Origin of the sequence: Devosia sp. Root413D1 (assembly GCF_001425235.1) — a bacterium.
In the GTDB taxonomy this organism is placed as follows: Bacteria; Pseudomonadota; Alphaproteobacteria; order Rhizobiales; family Devosiaceae; genus Devosia_A.
Window position 1 is genome coordinate 217,888 of the sequence record NZ_LMEA01000007.1, and the last position, 18,229, is coordinate 236,116.

Consider the following 18,229-nt stretch of genomic DNA (forward strand, 5'->3'; position numbering starts at 1 on the left):
CCCCGGCTTCCCGCTCAGTCGAGCGGGATCAGTTCGGCCATGCTGCCGATGTCGTGACCACCCCGGCCGGTGGCCACCGCCTTTTGCAACAGCCGCTGCATCGGCTCGATCAGGTCGGTCGAGAGTTTTCGCGCCCGGCTGGCATCGATCAGGTTGACATAGGCGGCGTCCTGCATGGCGAGGTTGGAGGCGACGTTGCGGCCGTAATCGGCAGCATCGATCTGCCGCGCCATCTCGGGCAGGCTCGCTTGCATTGCCGTGAGCCAGGCCTGCGCCATCTCGACGAAGTCGGCTGCCGCAATCCCGTCGGCCCGGAGCAGCGCAGTGCCCTGCAGGTAGCCGCCGAACATGCCGTACATCGCGGTGAGCAGCGCCAGGTCGTAGAGCGCTGCGTGGCCGGGGTCGCCTCCGAGATAGCGGCTGGAGCCGAAGCTCGCCAGAACGTCGTGCGCAGTCGCCTGGGCGGCCGCTGAGCCGCTGGTGAGGATCAGCGTCTCTGGTCGGCCGATCATCGGCGGAATGGCCATGATGCCGCCATCGAGGTAGTCGGCGCCTTCCGCTTCGGCCCATGCCGCCAGCCCGCGCGCCTGCTCCGGCGTGCCGTTGGTGAGATTGAGAATGGTCTTGCCGCGGAGCGTCGCGCCCGCGGCGTCGAGCACGGCGCGCACCGAGGGATAGTCGAGCAGGCAGATGACGATGAGGTCGGTCGTGGCGATTGCGCTGCTGCTGTCCGCTGCGGCGGTGGCTCCCTGCGCCACCAGCGGCTCGGCACGCGTCGGCGTGCGGTTCCACACCGTGACATCGAGGTTCGCGGCGAGGGCGGCGCGGGCGAGCGCACTGCCCATCGCGCCGAGGCCGAGGAAGGTGATCTTTCGGGTCATCTGCTGCTCCATTGCTTGGTGCCGCAGAAGGTAGGTCTGGCTTTCTTTCCCGCAAGAACCTACAATAAAGTCAGGTACTTACCAAAAAGTCAGTAGGAGCTGAGAGATGCAGCAGGTTCCCTATGTCTGCGGGCTAGCCCCGGCGATCGATGTGATCAGCGGCAAGTGGAAAGCCCTGTTGCTCTGGGCCATCGCCGAAAAACCCTGCCGCTTCGGCGAGCTGAAGCGCGCCGTTCCCGGCATCACCGAGAAGATGCTGATCCAGCATCTGCGCGAACTCGAGGCCGACGGCATCGTGCACCGCGAGGTGTTCCACGAGATTCCACCCAAGGTGGTGTATTCGGCGACCGAACTGGGCGCTTCGCTCAACAAGGCGCTGGAGCCGCTGGGCGCCTGGGGGGATGCGCATATCACCGAGATCAGCGCGAGGCGGCAGCGCAAGGCATCGGCGATTTCGCACGGCTCGGAAAGCATGTAGAAGGGCAGGGGCCGGGAGCGATCCCGGCTTTTCTTCGAGGGGAAGTCACCAGTGTCGTTCGCATCGCACCCGTTTCGCGGGCCCTTGTTCATGGTCATCGCGACCTGTTCGTATGTGATCAACGACACGCTGATGAAACTCGCGACCGAGGGCCTGCCGCCCTACCAGGTGCTGATGCTGCGCGGTTGCGCCGGCCTCATCTGGGGGCTGCCGCTGATGCTGGTGCTGGGCTATGGCCGGCAGTTGCCGCTGGTGTTCGAGCGGCGGGTCTTGGCGCGTAACCTCGCCGAGACCGTGGCGATCCTCTGCTACGTCGTGGCGCTCGCCAACATGCCGATCGCCGATGCCTCGGCGCTGGGGCAGATCACCCCGCTGCTGGTGCTGCTCGGCGCCTCCATCCTGTTCCGCGAACGGATCGGCGGAGTGCGGATGGCGCTGATCGGTATCGGCTTCATCGGCGCCATCATGGTGGCGCAGCCGACCATGCAGGGGATCTCGATCTATGCCGTGCTGGCGCTGGCCAATGCGGTGCTCTGTGCGGTGCGCGATCTCGCCGGGCGGCGGATCGCAGCCGAGGTGCCGGGGATGATCGTCGCCATGTCGGCCATTATTGTCGTCCTGCTCGGGGCAGCGGCGATGCACCTCGCGACCGAGCAATGGGTGGTGCCCCAGACGCACCACCTGCTGTTGCTCGCCGGCGCCGGGCTGTTCCTGATCTTCGGTCACTTCTTCATCTTCATGGCCTACCGCGTCGGGCCGACCGGCGTCGTCGCGCCGTTCTACTACTTCTTCACCTTCTGGGCGGTGCTGTCGGGCTTGGTGGTGTTCGGGCAGTTCCCGAACCTCCTCGCCATCAGCGGCATCGTGCTGGTGGTGGCCGCCGGCCTTACCATCGTGGTGCTCGATGAGCGCAAGCGCCGGCTGGTGCCGGTGGCGTGATGCCGGCCCGCGCCGCGCGAGGCCATCTCCGCCGCTGATCGGGCTCATCAAAACGTTCGATTGGCCGGCTGGCGTCCGATGCGGTAAGCCTCGGCCCCGTTCTGCCGAGGTCCCGCGATGACTCATCTCAGCGTCAATCTCAATGCCGTCGCCATGCTGCGCAACCGGCGCTCCGTGCCCTGGCCGAGCGTTGTCGGTATTGCTCGCATCGCGCTCGATGCCGGTGCCGACGGCATCACCGTGCATCCGCGGCCCGACGAGCGGCACATCCGGCGCACCGACGTGTTCGAGCTGGTGACCCTGCTACGCCAGGATTATCCGGGCCGCGAGTTCAACATCGAAGGCTACCCGACCGAGGATTTCCTCACCCTGGTCGAGCGCGCCGCGCCGGACCAGGTGACGTTCGTGCCCGACGATCCCCTGCAATCGACCTCGGATCACGGCTGGAACATCGAGGCCAATCGCGCCGTGCTGACCCCGGCGATCTCGAGGATGAAGAAGGCCGGCATCCGGGTGTCGCTGTTCATCAATGCCGACCCCGCGGCGCCGGCGGCGGCGGCCAATGTCGGGGCGGATCGGGTCGAGCTCTATACCGGCCCCTATGGCGGGTCGCTGAGGCCGGAGGTGCAAGCCGTGCACCTCGATGCGCTACGCGAGACCGCGGATGCGGCCCGCGCCGCCGGTCACAACGCACGGCCGGGGCAGGGTGGGTTGCTGGTCAATGCCGGACACGACCTCAACCTCGTCAACCTGCCGCCGCTGAAGCACGCGATCCCCGACCTCGCCGAGGTCTCGATCGGCCATGCGATCACTGCGGACGCGCTGATCTATGGCATGGCCGAGACGGTGCGGCACTACAAGATCGCCTGCGCCTGATGGCTGCGCATGTCGCCCGAAAGTGGGTGCCGGCTTCGGGACAGAGATATGCGTGAAAACAAAAGCTAAGGCGCAGAGAGCGAATCTGAAAGATCGCGACGCGCTTTAGGGCCGGCCGCGGAAAGTGAAGGTGTGGTCCTCGCAGAGGCGGGCCCGGTAGGAGTATTCCTTGCCGGCGGTCGACAGCAGTTTCAGATCGACCACGCATTTGTCGACGCCGTCCTCGAGCATGAACTGCATATTGCCCTTTGGTTCGATGGTTTTGCCGCGCAGCCGCTCGGCGCCCCAGTCGGTGCCCATGATCTCGATATAGAGTTTGTCGATGGTCACCGTCGAAGCGTTCTTCACCCAGAGCCGCAGCGGCGGCCCGGCCGCTGCAGTGGTCGCGAACAACGTCATGGCGAGCACGGCCGTGGCGACTAGCTTCATCTCAAATCCCCCAAAACAATGGGCGGACACTGATCTGGCTACGTGCAAGGCGCAACCGCGACAACCAGGCGTGGTGAACGCCGCAGCCCAACTGGGCGCTTTCGCGCATATGTTAACGGGCAACCTGCGGTCGGCCGTCAAATCCGACTTAACTACCGCCATTGCCGCTTATTTCGCTTCAACGGTGGATGGACCAAGTTGGAGCCTTTCACGGATTGGGCGGGTTGCCATATGGCTTTGAGAGCAGTTGCATACGAGCAGGCGATGAGCGACCCGATCAACGAAGCCCTGGTGCTCTATACCGGTTTCGGCAACTCGCCGTTCCCGCGGGCCAAGACCCCGCATCTGGTGCAGCGTTTCGGTGAAGCCGAAGGCACTGAGTTGAAGCAGCGCATCCTCGGCCTGCTCGAGGAGCTGCAGCAGCCCGTCGACGGGCTGGAGAAGCGCTCCAAGAAAAGCCTCACCGAGCGCGCCATCGAGCAGCTGCAGCCCAAGCACCCTGAGCTGGATGAGTCCGGGCTCAAGGCGCTGGCCTGGACTTATTCGTTCGGCCTGCGCTGACACGCTTCCGTTATCGGTTGTTCGATAATCGCGAACGCTGCATTTCGCGCCCGGTGCGAATGGGCAGCGTTGGCCGACGCACGCCCGACCCCGGGTCGCGAAACCGAAGGAACTGCTTCACTCACAACGCTGTAACCCCACGAACAGGGATGTAACCGGGGCTGGATTGTGTGCCTTCGCTTCATCGAGGTGCCTGCTTGTGCGGTACCACCTTGGGCACTTATTTGCCGCTAGTCACATTTTGATACTGGAGTGCAGCAAATGTCCAAACCCAAGATTGCCGTGATCATCAGCTCGATCCGCCCGACCCGCTTCGGCGACAAGCCGGCCAGCTGGATTGCCGGCCACGTCGCCGCCCGCGGCGATGTCGAAGTGGAGATCGTCGACCTGAAGGATTACCCGCTTCCGCTGTTCGATGCGGCCGCGTCCGACTTCTGGATGCCGACCCCGAACGAGATCGCCGCCAAGTGGCAGGCCAAGCTCAACGAGTTCGACGGCTACATCGTCGTTACCGCCGAGTACAACCGCTCGATCACCGGCGCGCTGAAGAACGCCATCGACTGGGCCTATAAGCCCTTCATGAAGAAGGCCGTGGCCTTCGTCGGCTACGGTTCGGTCGGCGGCGCCCGTGCTATCGAGCACCTGCGCAACATCATGGTTGAGCTGCAGGCCGTCCCGGTCCGTCACGCCGTCCACATCGGTGGCTCGGACTTCATCCCCATCATGATGGGCCAGAAGAGCTGGGACGACACCAAGGCCAATTTCGACTTCTTCGTGCCCGAGATGCTCGACAACCTGATCTGGTGGACCAACGCTACCCGCAATGCCCGCCAGGCTGACGCGGCTGCCGCGGCTGCCGCGGCCAAGGCCGCCTAAGGTCTGAGACCGCTTGGGCGTTCATCGTTTCGATGAACGCCTCCAGCTCACTGACCTGGGCGGGAAGCGCTTCAGTCTTCCGGGGTTCTCCTCCTTTCGCACCCCGGTCGGGGGCGGCGCTTCCCATGGCGCCGCCCCTTTTCCGTTGTCGTGCCCACGCAAATCCGCATAACTGTCCATCAGCAAATGCGAGCCTCGGCGGAATTTGACCGTTGAGTGCGCCGGTGGTCGGGTGTAGACAGCCGCCCACCCGATAACAGGGTGAGCGAAGGGCATATGACCCAGACCACTTCGTCCGGCGTGACGGCCGGCGCCACGGCGACCGAACAAACCGGCCACGCCACAGGCAAGCTACCCCTTATCATTCTCGGCGCCCTGGGCGTCGTCTTCGGCGATATCGGCACCAGCCCCCTCTATGCCTTCCGCGACACACTGCACGCGGCCGGTGGCTCTCCGAATGAGCCCGAGGTGCTCGGGCTGCTGTCGCTGATCGTCTGGTCGCTGACCATGGTGGTCACGGTCAAGTACGTGATCTTCGTGCTGCGCGCCGACAACAAGGGCGAAGGCGGCACCCTGTCGCTGATGACCCTCGCCAGCAACGCCTTCGCCAAGCGGCCGGCCTGGATCCTCGGGCTCGGCATCGTCGGCGGTGCGCTGTTCCTCGGTGATGCGATCATTACGCCGGCCATCTCGGTGCTCTCGGCAGTCGAAGGCCTCGAGGTGGTGGAGCCGCGGCTTACCCCCTGGGTGGTGCCGATGACGGTGGTGATCATCATCGGGCTGTTCATGGTGCAGCGTTTCGGCACGGCGCGGGTATCGACGGTGTTCGGGCCGGTGATGGCCATTTGGTTCGTTGTCCTTGGCGGCACCGGTCTGCTGCATATCGCCGATGCGCCGCAGGTGCTGATGGCGCTGAACCCGGCGCATGGCATCACCTTCCTCTACACCCATGCCGGCATCTCGATCGTGGTGCTGGGGGCGGTGTTCCTGTCGGTGACGGGCGCCGAGGCTTTGTATGTCGACCTCGGGCATTTCGGCCGCCGGCCGATTATCCTCGCCTGGCTGCTGCTGGTGTTCCCAGCCCTGCTGCTCAACTATTTCGGGCAGGGCGCCTTCGTCCTCAGCCACCCGCACGAGGTGGTCAACCCGTTCTTCGAAATGCAGGCCGACTGGGCCCGTTTGCCGATGGTGGGCCTGGCAACGCTCGCCACCGTCATCGCCAGCCAGTCGGTCATCACCGGCGCCTATTCGCTGGTTCGCCAGGCCATGCACTTGAACCTCCTGCCGCGCCTCGAAGTGCGCCACACCTCCGAGGAGGTGGCCGGGCAGATCTTCATGCCGCAGGTCAACTTCCTGCTCTTGATCTGCGTCGTGCTGCTGGTCGTCGGTTTCCGCTCGTCGACGGCGCTGGCGGCCGCCTACGGCATCGCGGTGACCGGCGAGATGCTGGTGACGGCCGTGCTGCTGTTCATCGTCATGTGGCGGCTGTGGAAGTGGAGCCTCATCGTCGCGGTGGTGGTGATCGCCCCGCTGCTGGTGATCGACACCAGTTTCTTCATCGCCAACGCCGCAAAATTCTCGCAGGGCGGCTGGGTGCCGGCCGTGGTCGCGACGCTGATCGCCTCGATGATGACGATCTGGATCTGGGGCCGCCGCCGGCTGGCCGAAAAGACCCGGCGTGACGAGGTGCCGCTCGAGTTCCTGGTCGAAAACCTCGCCAAGAAGAAGCCGACCATCGTCCCCGGCACAGCGGTGTTCCTCACCTCCGACATCGAGGGCGCGCCGACGGCGCTGCTGCACAGCCTCAAGCACTATAAAGTGTTGCACGAGCACAACGTCATCCTGACCGTGGTCACCTCGGATCGGCCGCGTGTCGCCGACGAGGAGAAGATCAGGATCGATGCCTATAACGACCTGTTCTACCGCGTGGTGGTGACCTTCGGTTACATCGAGACGCCGAACATCCCCAAAGCACTGGCGCTGGCTCGCAAGCTCGGCTGGAAGTTCGACATCATGTCGACGTCCTTCTTCCTGTCGCGCCGCTCGTTGAAGCCGTCGCTGAAGGGTGGCGCGCCGCTCTTCCTCGACCGGATCTTCATCGGTCTCGCCCGTAACGCCACCGACGCAACGGAATACTTCCATATTCCTACCGGCCGTGTGGTTGAAATCGGCACGCAGGTGGTGATCTAGTCCGTCCTCGGGTACCCTGGGGACGCGAGACTGCTGAAATCACTTGATATTGCGATCGCGGGCGCTGGCCCGGGCGGACTGGCTGCGGCGCTGCTGCTGAGCCGCGCCGGCCATCGCGTCCGGCTGTTCGAGCGCTTCGAGACGCCACGCCCGCTCGGTTCGGGCTTGATGCTGCAGCCCACCGGCCTCGCCGTGCTGGCGGCACTTGGCCTTTATCCCGAGATCGCCGCGCTCGGCTCGCGAGTCGAGCGGCTGATCGGCACCGACGCGCAGAGTGGCCGGGTGGTGCTCGACGTGAGCTATCGCCCCCTCGGCCCCGATGTGCACGCCATCGCCGTCCACCGCGCGGCGCTGTTCAATGTGCTGCATGACGCCGTGGTGGCCGAGCGTCTGCCGATCCGCACCGGCTTCGCCATCGAGGCGCTGGAGCGCGCCGGTGGCAAGCAGTGGCTGCGCGCCCCGCAGGGGCGTGAAGGGCCGTTCGATCTGGTGGTCGACGCGCTGGGTTCGGCCTCGCCACTGAAGCGTGAGGCGAAGCTGCCGAGCACCTCGCGGCCGCTGAGCTTCGGCGCCATCTGGGGCACGGTGCCCTGGGTCGATCAAGGGTTCCGCCGCGATGCGCTGATGCAGCGCTATCGCAAGGCCAGCGTGATGATCGGCGTGCTGCCGGTCGGCCGCCAGCGCCGCGACGGACCGGAGCTCGCGGCGTTTTTCTGGAGCCTCAAGCCCGAAACCTTCGAGGCGCTGCAGGCCGCCGGCATCGATGGCTGGCGCGACGAAGTACTGGGGCACTGGCCGGAAACGGCGCCGCATCTCGAGGCGATCCGCGGCTTCGACGAGATGACGCTGGCGCGCTATGCCCACCATACGCTCGCGGTTCCGGCCGGCGACGGCATCGTCTTCATCGGCGACAGCGCCCACGCCACCAGCCCGCAGCTCGGGCAGGGGGCCAATATGGCGCTGCTCGATGCCGCGGCGCTGGCCGGAGCGCTTGCCGGGGCCGCCTCGGTCGGTGAGGCCCTGAGTGAGTATGCGCGGTTGCGGCGTTGGCACGTGCGGCTCTACCAATTGCTGTCGCTTACGCTCACCCCGTTCTACCAATCCGATGGCGTGCTGCTGCCGCTGGCGCGCGACGTGCTGGTGTCGGCGGTAGCCAGGCTGCCGCCGCTGCCCTGGCTGCTCGCCGCCATGGTGTCGGGGCAGTTGCTCAACCCGCTCAAGGCGTTGCAACTGGAAACGGAATCGTTACGCGAGGTTGCGGCATGAGCCGCCCGCATATCCTTATCGTCGGCGGCGCCGGCGTATTCGGTTCACGCCTGGCGCGCCTCTTGGCGCGCCGCAAGGGCTTTCGCGTCAGCCTCGGTGGGCGCACCGAACGCCGGGCAGTGGCGCTGCAGCGCGAGTTGCGGACAATCGACGAGCAGGGCGAATACGGCTTCGTCTTGATCGATCGCGACCGCATCGGCGTCGAACGGCTGAAAGAGATCGACTGCGACGTCGTCGTCGATTGCTCCGGCCCGTTCCAGCTCAGCGGCACCCAACTGATCGAGGCGGCGATCGGCGCGCGCTGCCACTATGTCGACATCGCCGACTCGAGGGCGTTCGTTGCCGGCATCGCCAGGTTCGACAGTGCGGCCCGCGCCGTCGCCATCTCGGTGATCTCGGGCGCCAGCTCGACGCCTGGGCTGACCCACGCCGTGCTTGACCAGGTCACCAGCGCCTGGCTCGCCGTCGACAGCGTGGATGTTGCAATCGTCCCCGGCAACAGGACGCCCAAGGGCCGCTCGGTCATCGAGGGTATCCTGAGCTGGGTTGGTCAGCCGGTCCGGGTGTTCCGCGAGGCCGGCTGGGAGCGGGGCCGCGGCTGGAGCGGCGGCCGCTCGGTCACCATCGAAGGGCTGCCTCCTCGCCGCGCCATGTCGGCCGACGTTCCCGATCTCGACCTGCTGCCCGCGCGCTTTGCGCCGCGGGTACGAGCTGGGTTCGATGCCGGAATGGAGCTGCCGGTGCTCAACTGGCTGATCGGCGTCGCCGCGGTGCCGGTGCGCTGGGGGCTGGTCAAATCGGCGGGCGTATTCGCCGGCCTCGGAACGCAGATCGCACTTTGGCTCGATCGTTTCGGCACCGCCGATGGCGGCATGCTGGTCGAGGCGGCCGGGCAGGATGCTCGCGGCGACCCACGCGTGGTGCGCTGGTGGCTGCGGGCCGCCAATGGCGACGGCCCCTATGTGCCGGTGCTGCCGACGGCGGCGATCATCGAGCAGCTGACCTTTGGCGGCCGGCTGCGCGGTGGCGCCCGCTCGGCCGCCGGCGTCGTCAGCCTCGAGCAGATCAAGCCTTGGCTCGAAGGCCTCGCCATCGAGACCAAGCAGGTGGCGTTCCGGGGCGAGAAGCCGCTCTACCGGCGGGTGATGGGCGAGGGGTTCGACCGCTTGCCCGAGGTGACGCGGCGGCTGCATCGCGGCCGGCCGGCGGTGATCGCCGAAGGCGAGGCAGTGGTGGCCCCAGCCACCAACCCGGTCGCCCGCTTCCTCGCCAAACGCCTCGGCCTGCCGCTCGACGAGGGCCGGCTGCCGGTGCGGGTGGTGATCGAGAGCCGCGAGGGCAGGGAGCATTGGACGCGCTTCTTCGCCGACCGGCCGATGCGCTCGGTGATGAGCGCGGCACCCGACGGGCTGATCGAGGAGCGCTTCGGTGCCGTCGCCATCCGCATGCGTTTGGTGCCGCGCGGCGACGGGCTCGACATGCAGCGCGTCTCTGGCCGGATCTGGAACGTGCCGCTCCCCGGCCTGCTGCTGCCCCGCATCACTGCCGAGGAGCGGGTCGACGAGGGCGGCCGCCACCGCTTCGAGGTCGATATCGGCCTGCCGCTGTTCGGAAGGCTGGTGGCGTATCGGGGGTATCTGGTGCTTTAGGGATCACGGACCGTTCCTCAGCGTCCCCTCTCCCCTGAGGGGAGAGGGCTAGTGCAGCTAGGACCGTCAGGTCCGTAGCGGAACTAGGGTGAGGGGTTCAGCTTCTCAGCGAGCGCTCGCTGCACCGCTTCACCCCTCAACCGGCCTTCGGCCACCTTCTCCCCTGAGGGGAGAAGGGACAGGTGGCCAGTTCCCCCGCTAGATACTCGCCACACTATGCAGCGCCGCATAAACTCCATCCCGCGCCACCAGCGCCTCATGCGTTCCCTCTTCAGCCACGCCATCGCGGGTGAGCACCAGGATGCGGTCGGCATGGCGCACGGTGGAGAGCCGGTGCGCGATGACGATGGTGGTCCGTCCCTTGGCGAGGGTCAGCAGCGCCTGCTGCACCGCCCGCTCGCTCTCGTTGTCGAGCGCGCTCGTCGCCTCGTCGAAGATCAGGATCGCCGGGTCCTTGAGGAAGGCGCGGGCGATGGTGAGGCGCTGCTTCTGGCCGCCCGAGAGCTTGACGCCGCGCTGCCCGACATCGGTGTCGTAGCCGTTGGGCAAAGCCATGATGAACTCATGCGCATTGGCGGCCCGAGCGGCGGCCTGGACCTCGGCGTCGGTGGCGTCGGGCCTGCCATAGCGCAGGTTCTCGGCCACCGAGCCGGCGAACAGGTAGACATCCTGCTGCACCACCGCGACATGCCGGCGGAGCGAGGCCAGTTGCACATCGCGGATGTCGCGCCCATCGATCCGGATGGCGCCCGCATCGACATCGTAGAAGCGCGGGATCAGCGCACAGAGCGTGCTCTTGCCCACTCCAGACGGGCCGACCAGCGCTACGAACTCACCTGGGGCGATGTCGAGCGACAGCCTGCTGAGCACCTGCGGCCCGCTCGACTCGTAGCGGAAGGTCACGTCGTCGAAGCGGATCGCCCCGCGCGGCACCGGCATCGGCGCCGCACCGGCCCGGTCGGTGATATCAGGCTCGACCTCGAGGATCTCCATGGCGCGCACGAACCCGGTATAGCCCTCCTGCAGCAGGCGGGCGAAGTTGGCGAGCCGCTTGACCGGATCGACCAGCACCGCGACGCAGAGCAGGAAGGTCAGCATTTCGGCGACCGTCAGCTCACCCGAGAGGATGCGCAGCGCCCCAACCACCACCACCATGATGGTGACCAGCTGGGCAAAGCTTTCGGTCCCCGCCGAGAACCAGGCCTCCGAGCGATAGCCATCGGCGCGGCTGACCACGAAGCGGCGGTTCTGCTCGGCGAAGCGATCGGTCTCCAGCCCCTCGTTGGTGAAGGACTGAACGACCCGGATACCCGCCAGTGCGTCCTCGACCCGCTCGTTCACCGCCGCGATCTGCTGTTTGCTCCGTTCCAGCGCCCGGTTCATCCGCCGGTTGAAATGCAGCGCATAGGCCACCGCGAACGGGGTGAGGGCGAGAATCAGGGCGGCTAGCACCGGATCGATGAAGAACAGCACCAGCATGGCGCCGCCGAACTTGAACACCGCGATGGCCAGGTCTTCCGGGCCGTGGTGGAACAGTTCGCCCAGCCACAGCGTGTCGTTACTGATCCGGCTCATCAATTGGCCGGTGCGTTGCCGGTCGTAGAAACCGAAGGACAGTTTCTGGCAGTGCTCGAACAGCTCCTGGCGCACCGCCGCCTCGATTCGGGCGCCCATGACGTGGCCCTGGTAGTCGACGAAGAAGGTCGCCGCCACTTCGACCGCGAGGATGGCAAGCATCAACGCGCCGATGAAGAGGATCTGCCAGAACGCCTCGGGCGCTTCGGGCAGGGCGAGCAGGCGCGTCGTCACAAAGTTGGCGCTGAGCGGCAGCGCGATAGCGGTGCCGGCAACGAGGATGGCGCAGCAGAGGTCCGCCACGAGCAGCGGCAGGTGCGGCCGATAGTAGGAAACGAACTTTTGCGCTCGCGAACGATTGCGCTGCCGGGCAGCGGGATCGGTCGGGTTGGCGAAGAGGCTGCGAAAGCGGTTAGGGCGCTGCGGGTTTTTCCTCGCGCGCGGGGAGTGAGAAGGCATGAAGCGGGGTGTCCTTGCTGAAATAGGCTCCTTTCTGGTGGGACAGCGTCGCTTTCATTCTGAACTCCCTGGGGGCAGCGGTTTGGGAAGCGGACCATAGGCCGAGCCTGCGCGCCGGGCAACCGGGGGACCTGTGATCGGCAGGCTGGGTGTGGCCGGTCGGCTACACTCGAGTAGATCGTCTCATGATCGGTTGCACTAGGTGGTCCACATACTCGGTGTCATCCCAGCGAAAGCTGGGACCCATTTCACCGCCTGCGCTGGAGGCGAGTTGGGTCCCAGCTTTCGCTGGGATGACAGCCGGTGGGGGAGGCGGGACGGTGGGCCATCTCGGCTGCGAGTGCTTCAACTCGTCAGCCCAGCTTCTACAGCGCCAGGGCGGCGTCGCGCTTGCCGTAGGCGCGCAAGAATGTTCGCACGCCATTGCGCGCCGCCTGTTCGAGCTCGGCGTCGCTGACCGTCGCGCCCGGCTCGTTCGGCAGGTCGGCGCGGATCAGCGCCATGAACTGCCGGGCCGCCAGGTCAGGGTCATCGAGCTCGATATCGCCGTCGTGCGCCAGGCGCGCGAAACGGGCCGAAATGGCCGGCCAGTTCTTGCCCGGGCCATAGTCCTTCCAGGTCTCGAACAGCTCGGGGTAGCGGCTGCCTTCGTTCTCGATCAGCTTGCGCAGCGCCCGCGAACCCTCGTCGCAAAGGCAATTGCGCGTCAGCCGGATGGCGAACTCCACCAGTTCGCGGCCGATATCCTGCGGCGCATCGGGGAAGGTGGCGAGCGTCTCGACCAGCCGCGCGCTGCCTTGCTCGTTGATGCCACGCACCACCTCGACGAACAGCCGTTCCTTGTCGCCGATCTGGTTGTAGATCGTCTGCCGCGAGACGTTCGCCTCTTCGGCGATCGCGTCGATACTGGCGCCGACATAGCCATCGCGCACGAACACCGCCGTGGCGGCGCTGATGATGGCGCATCGCTTGTTGTAGTTCCCCCGCTGCATGGCAGGGCTGCGAACGAGGTCGTGGCTGATCTCCATGCGGAGGATGATAATAGCACTTGACGAATTGGACAAGAGTGTCCAAAACTCACTTTGACACTAGTGTCCAATTTTGTGGACTCGGGTGTCATTCAAGCGGCAGCTGAACCGGGTACACCGGCGAGGGAGGCAAACGACGCGCGGGGGTGATCCGCGCGCGGCCGAACTCTGTCCGACGCTCGTTGCCGGATCGCCTGCTCGCTCTCAGTCACACAAGCAGTGTTGGGATTTACTGCTATGAACGCAAAACTCATCCGTATGGCCATCGTGCTTGGCCTGTTGTCGGTGATCGGCCCGGTCGCCATCGACATGTATCTGCCGGCCTTGCCGGAAATCGGCGGGCAACTGGGCGTCACCGACGCGTCGGTGCAGCTCAGCCTGATGTCTTTCATGGCCGCTTTCGCTGTGGGACAGCTGATCTATGGTCCGATCAGCGACATGATCGGCCGCAAGCCACCGCTCTATATCGGCACGCTGGTGTTCATCGCCGGCTCGATCGGCTGCGCCGTGGCGCCTTCTGTTGAATGGCTGATCGTTTCGCGGTTCATCCAGGGTATCGGTGGTTGCGCGGCAATGTCGCTGCCGCGCGCCATCGTGCGTGACGAGTATACCGGCGCCGAGGCCGCACAGCTGTTCAGCCTCATCATGCTGGTGTTCTCGATCTCCCCGATTCTTGCGCCGCTGGCGGGCAGTGTGGTCATCGCTTTCGGCGACTGGCGGCTGCTGTTCTGGGTGATGGGTGCGGTCGGCGTGTTCGGCCTGATCCTGTCGATCGTCGCGCTCAAGGAAACGCGTCCCAAGCACCAGCGCACCGAATCGACCATCGGCAGCGCCATTCGCGGCTACGGCATGCTGCTGAAGGACTGGAACTTCCTCGGGCTCACCTTCATCGGCGCCTTCGGCATGTCGGCCTTCATGGCCTTCATCGGCAACTCCAGCTTCGTGTTCATCGAGCACTACGGGCTGACGCCGACCGAATACAGCCTCGCCTTCTCGGTCAACGCGATCTCGTTCTTTGCGGTGTCGCAGTCGACCGGCTTCATGGTGAAGCGCTTCGGCTTGCAGCGGGTGGTGCGCACGGCGGTAACCGGCTTTGCGCTGTCGATGGCGCTGCTGGCCGGCATCTTCGTCGCCGGCATCGACAGCATGTGGGTGCTTTCGGGCCTGATGTTCATCGCCTTCGGCTTCCTCGGCCTGGTGCTGCCGACCACTGGCGTCCTGGCGATGGAAGAGCATGGCGAGTTTGCTGGCACCGCATCGGCCCTGATGGGCACGCTGCAGATGGTGCTCGGCGCCGTGGTGATGGGGATTGTCGGAGCCTTCCACGATGGCACCGCCATCCCGATGGTGGTCGGCTTCGCCATCTGCGCCATCCTCGCCTTCATCCTGACCCAGCTGACCATCCGCACCACGGTCACTCCGGTCGTCGGCGCACCGGCGGAATAACAGCTATCCCATGCAGGGAAGCGGGCGCGGGAGGAAACTTCCGCGCCTTTTCTCTTGGGGGATGACTGAAGCGGACGGCCCCCTCCCATCTTCCCCATAAAGGGGGAGGTGCTCCTGCAGTGTATTTCGCACGATCGAAGACAGAGCGTCGACTCTTCACCTCCCCCTTTATGGGGGAGGCCGGGAGGGGGCCGTCTCTATCAGTCGACCCTGTCGATCAGCTCTTCGGCATATCCGGGCAGACATACGGCACAGTCGCCGTCACATACTTCTCCTCCACCGCGTCGCTGCCGAGCTTGAGGCTCAGCACCAGCTCGGCGTCGGTCAGGGAGACGATGTCGGCATTGATATCCATGCCGTCCTCGTTCCACTTGAGAGCGGTATCCGAGGTGAGCTCCCAGGCGGAGAGCCGGTGGGTTTCCCAGCAGGAATCCTGCACCAGCGTGCCATCGGAGAGGAAGATCTTCATTACGCCGGGCAGGTCGCCATCGGCCTTGGTCCACACCCGATCGACGAGACCGGCTTTGCTGGTCTTGGCATCGCTGGCGGATTCGGTGGGGGTATCCTCGGCGAAAGCCGGAAGGCAGCTGGTGGAGCCGACGCCCCACATGGCGAGCAAGGCGAAGAGGGCGGCTTTGCTGGTCATTCGGCGTCATTCTCCCGTGGTGATCCGAAGATGGGTGCGGCGCTGTCGGCATGCAAGGAGGCACGGCGATTGCGACGGAAGTCGGATCATTAGCGTGGGAAAATGAACGGCCGGTGAGCGTGGGGCTCACCGGCCGTATCGAAGTAGCAACGCGGGTGGGGGCTGCTACTCGATGCTTGGCGGCGGCGGTGGGGAAGGTGACTCGCCGGGGCCTGAAAGCAGGGATCCGCGCTCAATCGGCACATGCGTTCCGGCGGCCGGTGCGGCCCTGAACACGATCACGTTGCACTTGTCCTTGTAGCAGCCGTAGTCGCAGACCGTGTTGCCGCATTTCTTTGAACAGCCGATCGCGCCGCCGCCTGATTGCAGGTTCTTGCCGCAGACGTTGCGGACCTGCTGCTCGGTGACCCGTGTCGCCGCCGCGGCGAAGCCTGGGACGAGGCAGAGGCACACCACGGACAGCAGGATCATCGATCTGGTCATAACTTGGCTCCGTTGAAGGAGCCCCCCGTGCCGCCGATATTGCCGATCCCCGCGGCGCCTTCGCCCTCCGATCGGATGGGCCGTCATGTGCTGGCGAGGCTGGTGAAGCCGGCGAGCAGCTTCACGAGGTCCGCGTGCCGACGGCTGCCGGTCTTCTCGTACAGCCGGCGTAGATGGAACTTCACCGTCGTCTCGCTGACACCAAGCGCCTCGGCGACCTCCGGCGCGCCGCCGATCTCGACGATGGCAAGCAGCACCCGCAACTCGGCCGGCGTCAGTCCATAGGCGCGGATCAGCGCTTCGGGCGCCGTTTCGATGTGCAGTTCGGCGCGCTGCACGAACAGCGCTGCCACGGCAGCGGTGCTGGTGCGAACCTGGCGGCGAAAGCCCGAGCTCAGCGGCAGCACATGGGCGACCAGTGCCTCCCCGCCAGGGCCGGTGAGCGGCAGGGCGATGCCGCGCTCGCCGAGCAGTGCGTCGCCCCCCTCGTCGAACGAGCCCGCGTCGCGCAGGCACTGTTCCAGCGCGGCATCGGTGGTAACGAGCCGGCCGGAAGCGACACGCAGCGGTCCTCCCGGCGCAATCAGCCCATGGCCGGCGGCGTTGGCGTGCACCAGCGCGCCGTTGGCGCCGATCAGGAACATGCCGGCCCGAATGGTGTCGAGCGAGCTCGCCAGCACCTCGGCGCGCGCCGAATGCTGCTCCAGGGCCCGGCCGATCAGCACCGCCCGTCGAATATGCGGCACCACCAGTTGCATGCGGTGGCGCGTCGCCTCATCGACGATGCCGTCGCGCTCGTGGCGGAACACCCCGAACATCGAGGCCGAGGTCCCGGAGCGGTCGAGCACGGTGCTGACGAAATCCACCAGCTGCTGTGGCTGCACCCACTCGCGATAAAAGCGCGACTGCTGGAACTCGGCGTGCGGCATGATGTCGATGGTGGAGACCAGCTCGCCGATCTCGGTGAAGAAGTGTCGCGTCGTGGCGGGGTCGAGCTGCACGTAGCGCTCGAAGTAGGCCGTGCGATAGGCCAGCGACAGGCCACCGTCGTCATAGAGCACGCCGCCTGAACGACTGGTGGGGTCCTTGCTGTAGATGGCGGCGGAACAGCCGCCGACAAACCGCGCTGTTTCCCGCAAGACACCGGGCCAGAAGCCCGGATCGATGGCTGCGTCGTAGATCTGGCCGACCAGCCCGGAGAGGGCCTCAGACTCGTTCACTGTGGTATTCCGCCTGGACGCCCCCGGCGCCGAGACCTTAGGTCGGGTCGGGAGCGTTTGGCAAGAGTCGTATTATGACTGTCGAATGCCCAGCGCGCGATCGCGGTCGCGGATGCGGCTGCGGGCCTGCTTGGGCCACAGCTGGTAGGCATCGCCGCCGCCTTCCAGCGTGTGGCGCGCATGCACCGGCCAGTTGGGGTCTTCGAGCGCGGTACGCGCAAAAGCCACGAGATCCGCCTCGCCCTCGTTGAGGATGCGCTCGGCATCGTTCGCGTCATCGATGAGCCCGACGGCGATCGTCGGAACACCGGCGGCGCGGATCGCCTTGGATAGTTCCACCTGGTAGAGCGGCGCCGCCTTCAGCGAATAGCCGTCGAAGCCGCCTGACGAGCAGTGGATCATGTCGACGCCCAGCGCTTGCATCTCGCGCGACAAGACGATCGAGTCCTCGATGCCCCAGCCACCGGGGCTGCCATCGGTCACCGACAGCCGTACGATCAGCGGCTTGTCCTCGGGCCAGGCGGCGCGGACCGCCTCGGTTACCTCGAGGGCGAAACGCATGCGGTTCTCGCGGCTGCCGCCATATTCGTCGGTGCGGTGGTTAGCGAGCGGCGACAGGAACTGGCTGATCAGGTAGCCATGCGCGCCGTGGATCTCGACCGTATCGAAGCCGGCCTGGTCAGCCCGGCGGGCGGCATCGGCGAAGCTCTGCACGACCCGCTGGATCCCCGCCTTGTCGAGCGCCAGCGGCATCTGGAAATTGGGATTGTCGGAATGGCGTTCGGCGCTGGGGGCTTCAGGCACCCAGGTCTCGTAGGCGTAGTCGCGCTTGTCGGCTTCGGTTTCATCAAAGCCGCGGCGCCATGCGATCGGCGTCGCTGCCTTGCGGCCGGCATGGCCGAGCTGGATACCGGTCGCCGCGCCTTCGGCTTTCAGAAACTCGACGATGTGCTTGAGCGGCGCGATCTGCTCGTCGTTCCACAACCCGAGGTCGCCATACGAGATGCGTGCCTCGGGCGTGACACCGGTCGCCTCGAGGATGACGAGGCCGAAGCCGCCGAGCGCAAAGCGCCCCAGATGCACGAAGTGCCAGTCATTGGCGAGACCGTGCTGGGCCGAATACTGGCACATCGGTGCGATGACCGTGCGATTGCGCATGGTCAGGCCACGCAGTGTGAACGGCGAGAAAAGCTGGGACATATGGGAGGTTTGCTGCACTGGGTTGAA

General features: G+C 65.9%; 17 protein-coding genes. 9 read left to right on the plus strand and 8 right to left on the minus strand.

What is annotated here, in order from left to right; translation table 11 throughout:
- Window positions 1–14 precede the first annotated feature (14 nt).
- Window positions 15–881, minus strand: coding sequence for an NAD(P)-dependent oxidoreductase (locus tag ASC89_RS05880; RefSeq protein WP_055996691.1), 867 nt, complete (start codon window positions 879–881; stop codon window positions 15–17).
- 106 nt (window positions 882–987) lie between these two features.
- On the opposite strand from ASC89_RS05880, the gene ASC89_RS05885 reads away from it, so the two are divergent.
- The 3 genes from ASC89_RS05885 (at window position 988) to ASC89_RS05895 (ending at window position 3,174) form a co-directional block, all read left to right on the plus strand.
- Window positions 988–1,359 (plus strand): helix-turn-helix domain-containing protein, encoded by a 372-nt coding sequence (locus tag ASC89_RS05885; RefSeq protein ID WP_055995750.1) that lies wholly within the window; start codon window positions 988–990, stop codon window positions 1,357–1,359.
- Window positions 1,360–1,410: 51 nt separating this feature from the next.
- A complete protein-coding gene (locus ASC89_RS05890; protein ID WP_244488406.1) occupies window positions 1,411–2,298 on the plus strand; it encodes a DMT family transporter in 888 nt (295 codons plus the stop codon).
- A 117-nt stretch (window positions 2,299–2,415) separates the two neighbouring features.
- Complete coding sequence (locus ASC89_RS05895; protein WP_055995753.1) at window positions 2,416–3,174, plus strand: pyridoxine 5'-phosphate synthase; 759 nt, start codon at window positions 2,416–2,418, stop codon at window positions 3,172–3,174.
- Between the two features lie 105 nt (window positions 3,175–3,279).
- Here ASC89_RS05895 and ASC89_RS05900 read toward each other — a convergent pair whose 3' ends face one another.
- Window positions 3,280–3,603: a hypothetical protein gene (locus ASC89_RS05900; RefSeq protein WP_055995756.1), complete on the minus strand. Its 324-nt coding sequence runs from the start codon at window positions 3,601–3,603 to the stop codon at window positions 3,280–3,282.
- 264 nt (window positions 3,604–3,867) lie between these two features.
- Between ASC89_RS05900 and ASC89_RS05905 the strand changes: the two genes are divergently transcribed.
- The 5 genes from ASC89_RS05905 (at window position 3,868) to ASC89_RS05925 (ending at window position 10,145) form a co-directional block, all read left to right on the plus strand.
- A complete protein-coding gene (locus ASC89_RS05905) occupies window positions 3,868–4,164 on the plus strand; it encodes a hypothetical protein (RefSeq protein WP_055878440.1) in 297 nt (98 codons plus the stop codon).
- A 261-nt stretch (window positions 4,165–4,425) separates the two neighbouring features.
- The gene (locus ASC89_RS05910) at window positions 4,426–5,040 is read left to right on the plus strand and encodes an NADPH-dependent FMN reductase (RefSeq protein WP_055995759.1); all 615 of its coding nucleotides are present in this window, start codon (window positions 4,426–4,428) and stop codon (window positions 5,038–5,040) included.
- 276 nt (window positions 5,041–5,316) lie between these two features.
- The gene (locus ASC89_RS05915; RefSeq protein WP_055878435.1) at window positions 5,317–7,230 is read left to right on the plus strand and encodes a potassium transporter Kup; all 1,914 of its coding nucleotides are present in this window, start codon (window positions 5,317–5,319) and stop codon (window positions 7,228–7,230) included.
- A 54-nt stretch (window positions 7,231–7,284) separates the two neighbouring features.
- A complete protein-coding gene (locus tag ASC89_RS05920) occupies window positions 7,285–8,496 on the plus strand; it encodes an NAD(P)/FAD-dependent oxidoreductase (protein WP_320410458.1) in 1,212 nt (403 codons plus the stop codon).
- Window positions 8,493–10,145: an SDR family oxidoreductase gene (locus tag ASC89_RS05925; protein WP_055995764.1), complete on the plus strand. Its 1,653-nt coding sequence runs from the start codon at window positions 8,493–8,495 to the stop codon at window positions 10,143–10,145. Before ASC89_RS05920 ends, ASC89_RS05925 begins: the two co-directional genes overlap by 4 nt.
- 198 nt (window positions 10,146–10,343) lie before the next feature.
- On the opposite strand, the gene ASC89_RS05930 is transcribed toward ASC89_RS05925, so the two are convergent.
- Entirely contained in the window at window positions 10,344–12,179 is a 1,836-nt protein-coding gene (locus ASC89_RS05930; RefSeq protein WP_055995767.1) for an ABC transporter ATP-binding protein, read from the minus strand.
- 365 nt (window positions 12,180–12,544) lie between these two features.
- The gene (locus ASC89_RS05935) at window positions 12,545–13,207 is read right to left on the minus strand and encodes a TetR/AcrR family transcriptional regulator (RefSeq protein ID WP_055995770.1); all 663 of its coding nucleotides are present in this window, start codon (window positions 13,205–13,207) and stop codon (window positions 12,545–12,547) included.
- Window positions 13,208–13,444: 237 nt separating this feature from the next.
- Here ASC89_RS05935 and ASC89_RS05940 point away from each other — a divergent pair, with 237 nt between their 5' ends.
- Entirely contained in the window at window positions 13,445–14,653 is a 1,209-nt protein-coding gene (locus ASC89_RS05940; protein ID WP_055878424.1) for a multidrug effflux MFS transporter, read from the plus strand.
- A gap of 217 nt (window positions 14,654–14,870) precedes the next feature.
- Here the strand turns inward: ASC89_RS05940 and ASC89_RS05945 are convergent, their stop codons facing one another.
- The 4 genes from ASC89_RS05945 to ASC89_RS05960 form a co-directional block, all read right to left on the minus strand.
- A complete protein-coding gene (locus ASC89_RS05945) occupies window positions 14,871–15,299 on the minus strand; it encodes a hypothetical protein (protein ID WP_055995773.1) in 429 nt (142 codons plus the stop codon).
- Window positions 15,300–15,464: 165 nt separating this feature from the next.
- A complete protein-coding gene (locus ASC89_RS05950) occupies window positions 15,465–15,782 on the minus strand; it encodes a hypothetical protein (protein WP_055995780.1) in 318 nt (105 codons plus the stop codon).
- An 83-nt stretch (window positions 15,783–15,865) separates the two neighbouring features.
- A complete protein-coding gene (locus ASC89_RS05955; protein WP_055995783.1) occupies window positions 15,866–17,002 on the minus strand; it encodes a LuxR family transcriptional regulator in 1,137 nt (378 codons plus the stop codon).
- A 72-nt stretch (window positions 17,003–17,074) separates the two neighbouring features.
- Entirely contained in the window at window positions 17,075–18,202 is a 1,128-nt protein-coding gene (locus ASC89_RS05960) for an NADH:flavin oxidoreductase/NADH oxidase (RefSeq protein WP_055995787.1), read from the minus strand.
- Window positions 18,203–18,229 lie beyond the last annotated feature (27 nt).